We start from the raw sequence: 14,788 nt of genomic DNA on the forward strand, positions 1-14,788 counted from the left end.
AAAAAGGCGCGCCGTGGCGCGCCTTGACGTCGAGCGATGCAAGCCATCCGGGCGATGCGCCCGGCGAGGGCGGCCTCAGCCGCCGCGGCGCATCATGTCGAAGAATTCGGCGTTGTTCTTGGTCGCCTTCATCTTGTCGAGGATGAATTCCATCGCCTGCACTTCGTCCATGTCCGAGATGAACTTGCGCAGCACCCAGATCTTTTGCAGGATCTCGGGCTTGATCAGCAGTTCCTCGCGGCGCGTGCCGGACTTGTTCAGGTTGATCGACGGGTAGACGCGCTTCTCGGCCAGCCGGCGTTCGAGGTGCACTTCCATGTTGCCGGTGCCCTTGAACTCTTCGTAGATCACGTCGTCCATGCGGCTGCCGGTCTCGATCAGCGCGGTGGCGATGATGGTCAGCGAACCGCCTTCCTCGAGATTGCGCGCGGCACCGAAGAAACGCTTCGGACGCTGCAGCGCGTTGGCGTCGACACCGCCGGTCAGCACCTTGCCCGAGGCCGGCACCACCGTGTTGTAGGCGCGCGCCAGACGCGTGATCGAGTCCAGCAGGATCACCACGTCGCGCTTCAGTTCGACCAGGCGCTTGGCCTTCTCGATCACCATCTCGGCCACCTGCACGTGGCGGATCGCCGGTTCGTCGAAGGTCGACGCCACCACCTCGCCCCGCACCGAGCGCTGCATCTCGGTCACTTCCTCGGGACGCTCGTCGATCAGCAGCACGAACAGGTCGGCTTCGGGATGGTTGTTGGCGATCGCGTGGGCGACGTGCTGCAGCATCACGGTCTTGCCGGACTTCGGCGAGGCCACCAGCAGCGCGCGCTGGCCGCGGCCGATGGGCGCGATCATGTCGATGATGCGGCCGGTGATGTTTTCCTCGGCCTTGATATCGCGTTCGAGCGTCAGCGGCCGGTTCGGATGCAGCGGCGTCAGGTTCTCGAACATGATGCGGTTCTTGACCGCTTCGGGCGGCTGCCCGTTGACCTTGTCGACCTTGACCAGCGCGAAATAGCGCTCGCCATCCTTGGGCGTCCGCACCTCGCCCTCGATCGAATCGCCGGTATGCAGATTGAAACGGCGGATTTGCGAGGGGGAAATATAGATATCGTCCGTGCTGGCCAGATAAGACGTTTCGGGCGAGCGCAGGAAGCCGAAGCCGTCAGGCAACACTTCCAGCGTGCCGTCTCCGTAGATGGTTTCGCCCATCTTGGCGCGCTTCTTCAGGATCGCAAACATCAGTTCCTGTTTGCGCATCCGCTGTGCGTTGTCGATCTCGAGGGTCGCGGCCATTTCGAGAAGGGCAGACACGTGAAGCGATTTGAGTTCTGTCAGGTGCATAGACGAGGGGTACAGATGGGGCCCGGACGGGCGGAAGCAAAGGAAGGGGAAAGAAATGAGCGAACGCTCGGGGAAGTTGTAGGGGGCATCTTAGCACAATCCGACCGGCGCACCAGAGCCGGGGCGCCAGCCGGATCGTGGCCGCCCGGGAGGGCGGCGATGCCTGTCGCGGCGCGCGTTGCGCGGCGCCGCGCGGGGCAATTACAGGTTGCCGTCGAGGAAGGCGGTCAGCTGCGACTTCGACAGCGCGCCGACCTTCTGCGCCGCGACCTGGCCATTCTTGAACAGGATCAGCGTGGGGATGCCGCGGATGCCGAATTTGGCCGGCACCTGCTGGTTCTCGTCGACGTTGATCTTGGCCACCTGCAGCTTGTCGCTGTAGTCCTTGGCGACTTCGTCCAGGATCGGCGCGATCATCTTGCAGGGGCCGCACCATTCGGCCCAGAAGTCGAGCAGCACGGGCTTGTCGGACTGGAGGACGTCGGCGTCGAAGGAGGCGTCGCTCACATACTTGATTTGTTCGCTCATGGCGGAAAACCTCAGGGTTCGCTCGGGGATATCAAAAGGCTGGATTATGCCGAACCGCTACATTACACGACTTTTTCGCGGCTCGTCGGGGCCGGCCATATTGCGCCGGTTGATGCTGCCCGGATTGGCTGCCGGGATTGCCGCCCGGATTCGCAATACCGAAGATGGCGGCGGCGGCCTCGAATTCAACCGTCCCCGCCGTCGCCCGCATGCCTGCGAACCGTGCGGTCCCGGCGCCGTCGGCATGGCCTCGTACCAGGGATGGCGCCATTTTGCCGCGCTCGGCGCCGCGAAGCCAATGATGCCTTTCAATCGGCGTCAGAGATTTTGTCAATATCGCCCGCTTGTGCATCGGGCGCTGATGCATCGGGTTTTCCCGGTGCGCGGCGGCGGCCGCGCTCGCCCTCGCGCGCTCTCTCGCGCTCGGCCTTGCGTTCGCCCTTGAGTGAGCCCTTCAATGAGCCCTTCAATGAGCCTCTCAGTGAGCCCCTCAGTGAGCCCCTCGGTGAGCCCCTCGGTGAGCCCCTCGGTAAGCCCCTCAGTAAGCCCTTGACTGAGCCGCGCTTGCCGTGGGCCGGCACGGCGCGCGTAGAATGAACACGTGCCGGACAAGGCCCGGCGCAGCCCCTCCCAATCGATCAGGCCACCACCATGACGCCCGAAGACGATCCGACCCGCGATCCGACCCGCGACCCGATGCGCGATTCCGTACGCGATCCCGTGCGCGATCCCAGGCAGTTGCCCGAGGCGAGTGCCGACACGGATGCCGACGCGCCGACCGATCCCGCCGGCGCCGAGCACCTGGGCGACGCGCTGGCCCATCTGAGTACCGCGGTCGAAGAGAACAGCATTGCGGTGGGCGCGGCCAAGGGCCTCGTCTACAGCATCATCGAAACGCTCGGTACGCTGGTCGGCGATCCGGACCTGCCCGAGCATGCGCGCTCCGGCTACGAAGGGCTGCTCGAGACCGCGCGCGAGATCCGCGCCCGCATCGAAGGCGAGCGCTCCTGATCCCGAGCGCGATCGCCTGACGCCGGCGCGGGGCCGCGCGGCGCCGATGCGGCTCGTCCGCACGGTTCGCGCCGAGCGCTTGCCGATGTCCCGACGATTGCCATTGCTTCCGCCAGCTTCGCCCCTGCCATTCCACCCCGCTACATGACGACGCTGCGTTTCCGCCCCGGCCGCGACTTTCTCGACAATGCCGCGGCCGCGGCCTGGTATTTCCTCGACCGCTGCGAGCAGCACGGCCAGAGCGCGTCCGCCGCGCATCTGGTGGTGCCGACCGCGGCACAGATTCCGGGCGTGCGCCAGGCGCTGGACCGCGCCGCGCGCGCGTCCGGCACCCCGCGCCTGCTGCCGCGCATCCTGACGCTGGGCCATTGGCTGCTCGACTTTCCGCCGGCGATGCTGCATGGCGACAAGGTGCGCAGCCACGCCGCGCGCCTGCTCGCGGTGCAGCAGGCGATCCGCGGCCAGGACTGGCTGCGGCGGGCCTTCGGCGCGCAGACCGAACCGGCGGCCTGGGGGCTCGCGCAGACCGTGCTGACCGTCTGCGACGAGCTGTCGGCGCGATGGCTCGAGGACGCCGCCATCCGCGACGACGACGCGGTGCTCGCCGAGGACCGCGCCAGCCTGTTGCAGGAGGCGCTGCAACGCACCTATGCGCATCTGTCCGAGCGTTTCCTCGGCGAGGAGGCGCGCATCGTGCTGGCGTTCTGGCAGGCGCTGTCCGGGCCCGACGATCCGCTGCCGGCGCGCCGCCGTGCGTTGCAGGCGCTCGCCCAGCAACTGACCGGCCCGGTGGTCTGGCTCGGCCCGACGCCGCCGACGCCGATCGAGGCGGCCTTCCTGCGCGCCGCGGCGGAGATGGTGCCGGTGCTGGAGATCGGCTACGACTGGCGCGGCGAGGCGGCCGAAGGCGAGGCGAGCGACGAGGATCAAGAGAGCGGCGAGCGGGAACACCGCGGCGCGCCTGCGGAAGCGGCGATCGACCTTGCGCTCGATGGTGCCGATGGACGCGCCAAGGGACGCGCCAACGGTCGCCCCAACGGTCGCCCCAACGATCACGCCAACGATGGCGCTCACGATGGCGCTCACGATGGCGCCGACGATCCGGATGGCGGACGCGGCAGCTGGTATCGCACCTTGCTCGAGCTCTGGCCCGAATGCCGTCTGCCCGCTGATACCACCGCGGTGCCGTCGCTGCCGGCGCCGCGCCTGCCGGTCGACCGCCCGCGCGTGCGGCTGATCGGCAGCGCCCGCTTCGAGGACGAGGCGGCCGCCGCGGCGGACCAGCTGGTGCGCTGGCTCAACGAGGGACGCAAGCAGCTGGCGCTGGTCGCGCATGACCGCGTGGTCGCGCGCCGCGCCCGCGCGCTGCTGGCGCGCGCCGGGGCGCCGGTGCGCGACGAGACCGGCTGGAAGCTGTCGACCACGCGTGCCGCGGCCGCGCTGATGCGCTGGTTCGACCTGGTGGTCGGCGACGGCGATACCGCGGCGCTGCTCGATCTGCTCAAGAGCCCGTTCTGTCTGCCTCAGCTGCCGCAACGCGGCGCCGCGATCGCGCTGCTGGAGCGGCAGGTGCGCCGCCATGGCATCACGGGCGGATGGCGCCGGCTGTTGCAGCGCTTTCCGGCGGCGCCGCAGCCGCAGTGGACGGCCGACACCGGCCCGCAGGACGACGAGGAAGCGGCCGCGCTGGCCGCCGCCCAGGCCGCCGCTGCCGCGCTGCTGGGCCAGATGGCCGGCGAGGCACAGGCCTGGCCGCGCGGCAACGATGCGCGTCCGGTCGGCTTCTGGCTGCAGCGCCTGCAGACCACCCTGGACGCGCTCGACATGCGCCCGGCGCTGGCCGCCGACGATGCCGGCGCGCAGCTGCTCGATGCGCTGGCGCGGCTCGACGAGCTGCCCGACGACGAGGCCGGCGCCACCGCCACGCTGACGCTGGCCGAATTCCGCGCGATGCTGGCCGCGCTGCTCGAAGCGGTGGCCTACAAGGAGCCGAGCGAGCCCGCCGCCGCGCGCATCACGATCCTGCCGCTGAACGGGGCGCGCATGCGGCGCTTCGACGGCGTCGTGATCGTCGGCTGCGACGACGCGCAACTGCCGTCGACCGCCGCCGAGCTGATGTTCTTCTCCAACCAGATGCGGCGCGAGCTCGGCCTCGAGGACCGCGAGGCGCGCTTCGCGCAGCAGGCGCGCGACCTGGCCGAGGTGCTGCTGAACAACGACGACGTCGTGATGACCTGGCAGCGTTTCGGTGGCCGCGGCGAGCCGAAGCATGTGTCAGGCTGGCTCGAACGATTGGCGGTGCATTGCGAAGCCGCCGGCGCGCCGATCGGGGCGAGCGTCGTGCCTTCGCTGCACGAGGCCCGGGCAGAGGTCCGCAATATGCCCGCGCCCTCGGCGCCGGAGCTGGCCCCCGCGCGCTGGACCGCGCAGTCGTACAACATGCTGCGCCGCTGCCCGTACCAGTTCTTCGCCGGCCGCATGCTGGGGCTGGCCGGCCTGGAAACGGTCAGCGACGACCTCGAGAAGCGCGATATCGGCGAGCTGCTGCACCAGATCCTGCTGCGCTATCACCGCGACGTGCAGGCACAGGACGTGCGCGACGACGCGGCCCGCATCGCCCATCTGCAGGCGGTCTCGCGCGAGGTCTTCGACGGCGTGATGGCCGAGGACGGCAATGCGATCGGCTACTACCGCCGCTGGCTCGCGGTGCTGCCTTCGTATGTCGCGTGGCAGGCCGCGCGCGAGCGCGAAGGCTGGTTCTGGCATGCCGGCGAGCTCGACGCCGGCGCCGACCTGCCCATGCGCGACGGCCAGCCGATTCGGCTGCATGGCCGCATCGACCGGCTCGACCGCCATCGCGACGGGCGCCATGCGGTGCTCGACTACAAGACGCAAAGCGCCGCGCGCCTGAGGCGCAAGGCGCGCGACGCGCAGGAAGATTGCCAGTTGCCGTTCTACGGCCTGCTGCGCGCCGATGCGCGCGCGGGCAGCTGGATCGCGCTGGAGGACGGCCGCAACGAACCGCGCAGCGCGTCGCCGGCCAGCCGCCGCGAGGTCTCGCTGCCGGACTTCGACGAGGCGGTGGCGTGGCTGCACGAGCAGCTGACGCACGACGTGCTGCGCCTGCGCGAGGGCGCGCCGCTGCCGGCCTTCGGCGACGCCGCGGCGTGCACCTGGTGCAATGCGCGCGGGCTGTGCCGCAAGGGGTATTGGCAGTCGACTGCGCTGCCGGAGGCGGTCGCCGCCGCGCCCAGATACACGCACGAGCGCGCGCCCGCACAGCAGTCCGGCTCGCCGGAAGGGCGAACGGCCAACGAGCCGCCGGGGCGGCAAGGGCACGAGCAGATGAGCGAACAGGCGAACGAACAGGCGAACGAACAGGCGAACGAACAGGCGAACGAACCAACGAGCCAACAAGCGACCGAACCAACGACCGAACCAACGACCGCTCCATCGAGCAACAAGCAAGGAGGACCGCTGGCATGACCGTGCACGCCTATCTGCGCGACGGGCAGGACGTCAGCGAAGCCGAATTCACGCGCGCCGCCTGCGATCCCGCGCGCTCCGTGGTGGTCGAGGCCTGCGCCGGCAGCGGCAAGACCTGGCTGCTGGTGGCGCGGCTGCTGCGCCTGCTGCTGGCCGGCGCCGAGCCGAGCCAGATCCTCGCCATCACCTTCACCCGCAAGGCCGCCGAGGAAATGCGGGAGCGCCTGCTGGACGTGCTGGCGCAACTGGCCCGCGGCACCGACGCGCAGGTGCTGGCCGCGCTGGAGCAGCGCGGCCTGTCGCCCGAGGCCGCGCGCGCCGCGCTGCCGCGTGCCCGCACCTTGCATGCGCGCGTGCTGGCCAGCCCGGGCCGCATCGCCATCGACACCTTCCACGGCTGGTTCGGCACCTTGCTGCGCGGCGCGCCGCTGGCCTCCGGCATCGTGCCGGGCGCGGCGCTGCGCGAGGATGCGCTGCGCATGAAGCGCGAGGCGTGGGCGCCGTTCTGGCGCGGGCTGTCCGCGCCCGAGGCGGCGCCGTACCGGGAAGCCTACGAGAGGCTGGTCGATGCGATCGGCGAATTCTCGGCGCACGCGCTGCTCGACGCGATGTTCCACGCGCGCAGCGAATGGTGGGCGATGCGCGAGGCCGCGCCCGATGAAGATCCCGCCGAGCGGCTGGCGGACGATCTGGGCGACGACGCGCGCATCGACGTGCTGGCACAGGCGATGGCCGACGCGGCGCTGCGCGCCGACTGCGAGGCGCTGGCGGCTTCGCTGTCCCAGGCTGGCAAGACCGAGCAGGGCCATGCCGATCGCATCGGCGCCGCGCTGGCGGCAATGCGGACCTGGGCGGAGGCCGGCGCGCTCAGCGGGCAGCCGGCGCAGGACGCGTTCGGCTGCTGCTGGGAGGCCTTCTTCACCGGCAAGGGCGAGCCCCGCGCGCTGCGGCGCACCGCGGCGCTGGTCAAGGCCGCAGGAGGAGAGGCCGAGGCCGACGCGCTGCTGGCCAGGCACGCGGCACTGTGCGACGCCTTGCGGCAGGTCGCCGCGCGCCGTTGCGAGGCGGCGGTGCTGGCTCTCAATCGCGATCTCTATCTGCTGGGCGACACGCTGCTGGCGCGCTATCAGGAGCACAAGGGCCAGCAGCGCGCGATGGACTTCGCCGACCTTGAATGGCTGGCGGCGCGGCTGATGCGCGACGAGCAGACCGCGACCTATCTGCAGGTGCGGCTCGACGCGCGCTATCGCCATCTGCTGCTCGACGAATTCCAGGACACCAACCCGCTGCAATGGCGCATCCTGCAGGGCTGGCTGGCCGGCTATCAGGATCTGGCGGAACGGCCGACGGTGTTCCTGGTGGGCGATCCGAAGCAATCGATCTATCGCTTCCGGCGTGCCGACGCGCGGCTGTTCGACGTCGCGCGGCAGATGCTGCAGCGCGAGTTCGGCGCGACGGTGCTGCGCACCAACCGCACCCGCCGCAACAGCGGCAGCGTGCTGCGCTGGGTCAATGCAGTGTTCGACCAGGCGCGCGCGGAAGGACGCTATCCGCTGTACGAAACGCAGACCACCGCGCTGGACCAGCAGGGCGGGCCGGTGTGGCTGCTGCCGCTGGTGCCGGCGAACGGCAACGGCGGCAGCGACGGCAATGGCGGCAATGGCGGCAATGGCGAGGACGGCAACGGCAATGGCAACGGCAACGGCAACGGCGACGCCAACATCGCCCCCGAGTCCCGGGACACGCTGACACAGCCGCGCACGCCGCTGGGCGATTCGCCGCGCTTCGAGGAGGGCCGCCGCGTCGCCGCGTGGCTGCGCCATCTGCGCGCGACCGTGCCGGTCCAAGAGGGCGACGGCCAGCGTCCGGCCTGCTGGCGCGACATCACGCTGCTGGTCCGGCGCAAGAGCTATCTGGCCGACTACGAGCGCGCCTTCCGCGAGGCCGGCATTCCCTGCCTGAGCCCGCGCCGAGGCGGCCTGCTGGCCACGCTCGAGGCGCTGGACCTGTCGGCGCTGCTGGCCTTCCTGATGACGCCCGAGTCCGACCTCGATCTCGCGCACGTGCTGAAGAGCCCGCTGGTGGGCGCCTGCGACGAAGACCTGATCGCGATCGCGCGGCTGGCAGGCAACCGCCGCTGGTGGCCGACGCTGTCGGCCGGCGAGGTTCCGCAGCACGCGTCTGCGGCCTTGCGCGAAGGACTGGCGCGCCTGCGCGGCTGGCTCGAGATCGCGCCGCATCGGCCGGTGCACGACCTGATCGACCACATCTATCACACCGGCGAGGTGCGCCGCCGCTATGCGCAGGCCGCTCCCGCGGAAATCCGCGAGCAGGTGCTGGCCAATCTCGACGCGTTCCTGAAGCTGTCGCTGGATCTCGACGGCGGCCGCTATCCGAGCCTGCCGAAGTTCATCGACGAGCTGCAGGCGATCCGCCGCGGCGACGAGGACGAGAGCCCCGACGAAGGCGGCATGGGCGATGCGGCGGAAGCCGAGGCCGACGAGCCCGAGGGCGCCGACGACAGCAATGGCACGCTCGACGCGGTGCGCATCCTGACCGTGCACGCGGCCAAGGGGCTGGAGGCGCCGTTCGTGGTGCTGCTCGACACCAATCACAGCGAGCCGGCCGCCGATCGCGCCGGCATCCTGATCGACTGGCCGCCGTCGGCCGCGGCGCCGGTGCATTTCTCCGCGTACGGCAAGCGCTCCGAGCGTGGGCTGGCGCGCGCGGCGCGCTTCGACGAGCAGGCCGCGCTGGCCGAACGCGAGAACTGGAACCTGCTCTATGTCGCGATGACGCGCGCCCGCCAGGGGCTGATCGTCAGCGGCATCCAGCGCAACGGCAAGGGCGCGGGCGACGGCGAACCGGGCAGCGAGATCGCCGGCAGCTGGTATGTGCGCCTGCAGGTCGCGGATGTCGGCGAGCCGGTGCCGCCGCTGCCGGACGATTACGTCGGCGTGCGTGGTGTCGCGTCGGGCGGCGTGGAAGGGCCGATCCGCTTCACCGACTTCCGCGCGCGCTATCGCGATGCGCCGCCCATGGCGCCGCGCGAAGCCATCGGTGCCGAGGGTGAGGAAGAGGACGAAGAGCGCGACGACGAGATCGTCTTCGATGCCGCCGCCGCTCGCCATGGCGAACTGGTGCATGCGCTGCTCGAACGGATCACGCGCTACCCCGGCGCCTACGACGGCGTGCCCGATGCCGAGGCGGTGATGCGCTGGTTTCCGCTGGCCGGAGCCGGCAGCCAGCAGGCGCGCACCGAGTGGCGCGAGCAGGCCGAGGCCGCCGTGCAGGCGGTACGCACCATGCTGAACGCGCCCGCGCTGCGTCCGCTGTTGCTGGCCGAGGGCGCGCTCGGCGCGCGCAACGAGGTCGAGCTGTATGGCGCGCAGGGGCGCCTGCTGCGGATCGACCGGCTGGTCGAATACGCCGATCGCGTGGTGGTGGTCGACTACAAGCTGCGCCTGCTGCCGCAGGAGCACGCCGGCTACGCGGCGCAGTTGCGCCGCTACGAGGCCGCGCTGCGGCCGATGTTCCCGGGCCGGCGCATCGAGTCGGGCATCGCCACCGCGGACGGCGAATGGATCGCGCTGGGGCAACTGTCGGCGCCGCCGCCACCCCGGCAGGCGTCGCTGTTCTGACGGCAGCAGGGCAGCGGCAAACGGCGATAAGATGGCGCGTGAGCTACGGGCGAGGGGATAGGCGAACTACGGGCGAGCGCGGTCCCTCGGCAAGTCGTCGCAACGAAGCGTGGGAACCCGGTGGGAATCATGGCGTCGCGGCATGCCGCCGTGGCCAGCAGGGAAAAAGAAGGGGAAGGAAAGACAGGAAGGAAGGGGGACGAGCCTGACCCTCGGCACTGGCGGAAAACGGCTGTGGCTGCTTCGTTCCCGACCTGACCAGGTTGACCGCGCCGCCATGCGAGGAGGCCCGTCCGACCGGCATTGTAACCCAGAGTGCGTGCGTCGCGCGAAAAGCCGTCGTCGGCATTGCCAGATGGCATCGCGGAACGGCATGGCGGGGTGGCATCGAGACCCGATATCCGCATGCCGGATGCGGCAGGGGCGAACGGCAAATGACGGCGCGAATGACGGCGCAAATGACGGTGCGAATCCAACGGCGCCGACAAGGGCGAGAGGTGAGCTGACCGATGAATGCCAACGAACAGATGATGCAGGCCGTACTGCCGCCGCAGGAAATCTCGGTCGAGGTGCTGCGCGAGAAGTACGCCAAGGGCGAGGAACGCAGCGCGGCCGATGTGCGCGCCCGCGTGGCGCGCGCACTGGCCGAGGCCGAGCCCGAGGCGCAGCGCGAACGCTGGGCCCAGCGTTTTCTTGCCGCGCTCGAAGGCGGCTTCGTGCCGGCCGGGCGCATCCATTCCGCGGCGGGCACGCGCATCGAGGCCACGCTGATCAACTGCTTCGTGCAGCCGGTCGGCGACGCGGTGTCCGAGACCGTGGACGGCAAGCCCGGCATCTACGCCGCGGTGGCGCAGGCCGCCGAGACCATGCGCCGCGGCGGCGGAGTCGGCTACGACTTCTCGGCGATCCGTCCCTCGGGCGCGCTGGTGCGCGGCACCCATTCGCGCGCCTCGGGCCCGGTCTCGTTCATGAAGGTGTTCGATGCCTCGTGCGCCACCGTCGAATCGGCCGGCGCGCGGCGCGGCGCGCAGATGGGCGTGCTGCGCGCCGATCATCCCGATATCGAGGCTTTCATCCACGCCAAGGACCGCGGCGAGCTGACCAACTTCAATCTGTCGATCGGCGTCGACGATGCCTTCATGCAGGCGGTCGAGGACGATGGCGAGATCGACCTGGTCCACGTCGCCGAGCCGGCGCCCGAGACGATCGCCACCGGCGCCTGGCGCCGCGATGACGGCATGTGGGTGTACCGGCGGGTGCCGGCGCGGCAGCTGTGGGATCAGGTCATGCAGGCCACTTACGATCACGCCGAGCCGGGCATCCTGTTCCTGTCGCACATCAACGACGACAACAACCTCCATTACTGCGAACGCATCGAGGCCACCAATCCGTGCGCCGAGCAGCCGCTGCCGGCCTACGGCTGCTGCGACCTGGGTTCGATCGACCTGACCCGTTTCGTGCGCGGTCCGTTCAGCGGGGCCGCGTCCTTCGACTTCGACGGCTTCCGCGCGCTGGTCGCGGTGGCGGTGCGGATGCTGGACAACGTGCTCGACGTCACCTATTGGCCCCTGCCGGAACAGCGCGCCGAGGCGATGGCCAAGCGCCGCATCGGCCTCGGTTTTCTGGGCCTGGGCAGCGCGCTGGTGATGCTGGGCGTGCGCTACGACAGCGAGGCGGGCCGCGCGCTGGCAGCGCGCATCGCGCAGACGCTGCGCGATGCCGCCTATCTGGCCTCGACCGAACTGGCGCGCGAGAAGGGCGCCTTCCCGCTGTTCGATGCCGACGCCTATCTGCAGAGCGGCTTCGCCAGCCGGCTGCCCGAGCCGGTGCGGGCCGCGATTCGCGCGCATGGCATCCGCAATTCGCATCTGCTGTCGATCGCGCCGACCGGCACCATCACGCTGGCCTTTGCCGACAACGCTTCCAACGGCATCGAGCCGGCGTTCTCGTGGACCTACCAGCGGCGCAAGCGGATGGGCGACGACAGCTACAAGGTCTACGAGGTCGCCGACCATGCCTGGCGCCTGTACCGTCATCTGGGCGGCGATGTCGAGCAGCTGCCGGACAGCTTCGTCACCGCGCTGCAGATGTCCGCGCTCGATCATATGAAGATGCTGGAGGCGGTGCAGCCCTATATCGACACCAGCATCAGCAAGACCGTCAACGTGCCGGAGGACTATCCGTACGAAGCCTTCCGCAACCTGTATCTGGAGGCGTGGAAGGCCGGGCTGAAGGGCCTGGCCACCTATCGGCCCAATCGCGTGCTGGGCGCGGTGCTGTCGGTCGCGGAGGCGGCGGGGCAGGGCACGGCGGGCACGGCCGGCGCAGCGGCCGCAACAGGCGCCAATGGCGACGATCCGCTGCGCAAGCCCTTCGAGAGCCGGCCGGTGGGCGATCTGGAGGGCGTGACGTCCAAGGTCGAGTACCTGACCTACGAGGGCCACAAGACCGTCTACCTGACCGTCAACTTCATGCGCGTCAACGGCGTGGTCGACGGCAGGCCCGTGACGATCGAGCGGCCGGTCGAGTTCTTCATGCCGGCCGGCCAGCGCAGCGAAGGCCAGCAATGGATTACCTCGACGATGCGGCTGCTGTCGATGGTGGCGCGCTCGGGCGGCTCGATCGCCAAGGCGCTGGCCGACATGCGCAACGTGGTGTGGGACAAGGGCACGGTGCGCTATGGCACGCTGACGCGGCAGGACGGCACCGAGGTGCCGCGCTTCCACGATTCCGAGGTGGCGGCGCTCGGCTACGCGCTGCAGCGCATCCTGATCAAGCGCGGCTTTCTCGATGCGGAGGGGCAACAGGTGCCCGTCGCCGCGCTGGCCGAGCGGCTGGCGCAGCGCGAGGCCGGGCTCGCGCAGGACGCGATGCCGCTGCGGGGTGCCGCGGCGCCCGGCGCCGGCCTGCCCGTCGGCGCGCCGGGCGTCGGCACCGGCAAGCCATGCCCGGAATGCGGCGCGCATGCGCTGCACAAGGTCGATGGCTGCGCCAAATGCGCCAATTGCGGCTACGTCGGCGAGTGCGGCTGATGGCCCGCTGAATCCCCGATCGACCTCGCGCCCGTTCCCCTTGCCGGGCCCGGCGACAGGCCGCCGGCCGGCGGGTCGCCATTTGCTACAATCGCCGCCATGAGTTACCAAGTTCTAGCGCGCAAATGGCGCCCCAGGGATTTCACCACGCTGGTCGGCCAGGAGCACGTGGTGCGCGCGCTCACGCATGCGCTGGAACAGCAGAGGCTGCATCACGCCTACCTGTTTACCGGTACGCGCGGCGTCGGCAAGACCACGCTGTCGCGCATCCTGGCCAAGGCCCTGAATTGCACGGGGGCTGACGGCAACGGCGGCATCACCGCGCAGCCCTGCGGGGTCTGCAAGGCCTGCACCGAGATCGATTCGGGCCGCTTCGTCGACTACATCGAGATGGACGCCGCGTCGAACCGCGGCGTCGACGAGATGGCCCAGCTGCTCGACAAGGCGGTCTACGCGCCGACGGTCGGACGCTTCAAGGTCTACATGATCGACGAAGTGCATATGCTGACCAACCACGCCTTCAACGCGATGTTGAAGACGCTGGAAGAGCCGCCCGGCCACGTCAAGTTCATCCTCGCCACCACCGACCCGCAGAAGATCCCCGTCACGGTGCTGTCGCGCTGCCTGCAGTTCAATCTGAAGCAGATGCCGCCTGGCCATATCGTCAACCACCTCGACCGCATCCTGGCCGAGGAGGGCATCGCGCACGACGGCAATGCGCTGCGGCTGCTCGCGCAGGCCGCGCACGGCTCGATGCGCGACGCGCTGTCGCTGACCGACCAGGCCATCGCCTACAGCGCGGGCGAGGTGTCCGAGGCCTCGGTGCGCGGCATGCTCGGTGCGATCGACCAGAGCTACCTGGTGCAGCTGCTCGACGCGCTGGCCGCCGAGGACGGCGCCGCGATGCTGGCGGTGGCCGACAGCATGGCCGACCGCAGCCTGTCGTTCGCCGGCGCGCTGCAGGACCTCGGTTCGCTGCTGCACAAGATCGCGCTGGCGCAGGCGGTGCCGGCGTCGGTGCAGGAGGAATGGCCCGAGGCCGGCGAAGTGCGCCGCCTGGCGGCCGCCTTCGATCCGCAGGAAGTGCAGCTGTTCTACCAGATCGCCAATCTCGGCCGCAGCGAGCTGGCGCTCGCGCCGGACGAGTACGCCGGCTTCACGATGACGCTGCTGCGGATGCTGGCGTTCCGGCCCTCGGCGATGCCGTCGGCGCCGACGCCGGCAGGCCCGGCGACGGCCGGTGCGCGCAGGATGTCCGGCTCCGCGATGGCCGGTGTGGCCGGCGCCGCGGCGGCATCGGCATCGGCAGCATCGACGGCATCGGCTTCGGCAGCATCGGCTTCGCCGGTTCCGCACGGTTCGCCGGTTTCGCCGTCCGGCGCGGGTCCTGCCAGGTCCGCCGCCGGCACCGCACCGAATACCGCTGTCGCCGCCGCTGCCGGCCCGGCTGCCGCGCCCGGCGCCACGCCCGCTGCCGCCGCCGCAAGGGCTGCGGCCAGGCCCGTTGCCGCGCCCGCCACTCACGTAGCGCCGGTAGCGCCCGTCGCGACGCCGGGTCCGCGTCCGGCCGCGTCGAGCCCGATGGCTTCCGGCGCGGCGGCGCCCGTATCGGCGCCTGCCGCGGCACCCGTCTCAGCGCCGTCCGCGGCGGCCCCCGCGGCGCCCGACGCTGCGCCGGCCGCTGCCGCCAGGCCCGCCAACGACGGCAAGCCGCTGTCGCCCGCTCGCGCGGCGCTGGCGGCGGCGCGCCAG

General features: G+C 70.5%; 8 protein-coding genes and 1 other RNA gene. 5 read left to right on the top strand and 4 right to left on the bottom strand.

From position 1 onward, the window contains the following. Positions 1-75 precede the first annotated feature (75 nt). From rho to K7G19_RS13490, 3 genes are all read right to left on the bottom strand, one after another. Positions 76-1,338: a transcription termination factor Rho gene (gene rho, locus K7G19_RS13480; RefSeq protein ID WP_006578219.1), complete on the bottom strand. Its 1,263-nt coding sequence runs from the start codon at positions 1,336-1,338 to the stop codon at positions 76-78. 201 nt (positions 1,339-1,539) lie between these two features. Then, the gene (gene trxA, locus K7G19_RS13485; protein WP_006578220.1) at positions 1,540-1,866 is read right to left on the bottom strand and encodes a thioredoxin TrxA; all 327 of its coding nucleotides are present in this window, start codon (positions 1,864-1,866) and stop codon (positions 1,540-1,542) included. Between the two features lie 31 nt (positions 1,867-1,897). Next, positions 1,898-2,233 carry a hypothetical protein gene (locus K7G19_RS13490; protein WP_226107640.1) on the bottom strand — a complete coding sequence of 112 codons (336 nt, stop codon included), beginning with the start codon at positions 2,231-2,233 and terminating at the stop codon, positions 1,898-1,900. Between the two features lie 329 nt (positions 2,234-2,562). Between K7G19_RS13490 and K7G19_RS13495 the strand changes: the two genes are divergently transcribed. From K7G19_RS13495 to K7G19_RS13505, 3 genes are all read left to right on the top strand, one after another. Next, a complete protein-coding gene (locus K7G19_RS13495; protein ID WP_370639541.1) occupies positions 2,563-2,877 on the top strand; it encodes a hypothetical protein in 315 nt (104 codons plus the stop codon). Positions 2,878-3,021: 144 nt separating this feature from the next. Beyond that, on the top strand, positions 3,022-6,363 hold the full coding sequence (locus K7G19_RS13500; RefSeq protein WP_226107641.1) for a PD-(D/E)XK nuclease family protein: 3,342 nt from the start codon (positions 3,022-3,024) through the stop codon (positions 6,361-6,363). Beyond that, the gene (locus tag K7G19_RS13505; RefSeq protein WP_226107642.1) at positions 6,360-10,004 is read left to right on the top strand and encodes an exodeoxyribonuclease V subunit beta; all 3,645 of its coding nucleotides are present in this window, start codon (positions 6,360-6,362) and stop codon (positions 10,002-10,004) included. The genes K7G19_RS13500 and K7G19_RS13505 overlap by 4 nt, the downstream gene beginning before the upstream one ends. A gap of 195 nt (positions 10,005-10,199) precedes the next feature. On the opposite strand, the gene ffs is transcribed toward K7G19_RS13505, so the two are convergent. Next, positions 10,200-10,298: signal recognition particle sRNA small type (gene ffs / locus K7G19_RS13510), an RNA gene on the bottom strand. 215 nt (positions 10,299-10,513) lie between these two features. Between ffs and K7G19_RS13515 the strand changes: the two genes are divergently transcribed. Together K7G19_RS13515 and K7G19_RS13520 are read left to right on the top strand one after the other, a co-directional pair. Continuing rightward, positions 10,514-13,036 (top strand): adenosylcobalamin-dependent ribonucleoside-diphosphate reductase, encoded by a 2,523-nt coding sequence (locus tag K7G19_RS13515; protein WP_226107643.1) that lies wholly within the window; start codon positions 10,514-10,516, stop codon positions 13,034-13,036. Between the two features lie 99 nt (positions 13,037-13,135). Next, positions 13,136-14,788: DNA polymerase III subunit gamma/tau (locus K7G19_RS13520; protein ID WP_226107644.1), on the top strand; the 1,653-nt coding region annotated here is incomplete at its 3' end.

It is taken from the genome of Cupriavidus sp. DB3, from assembly GCF_020418465.1.
Classification (GTDB): Bacteria; Pseudomonadota; Gammaproteobacteria; order Burkholderiales; family Burkholderiaceae; genus Cupriavidus; species Cupriavidus cauae.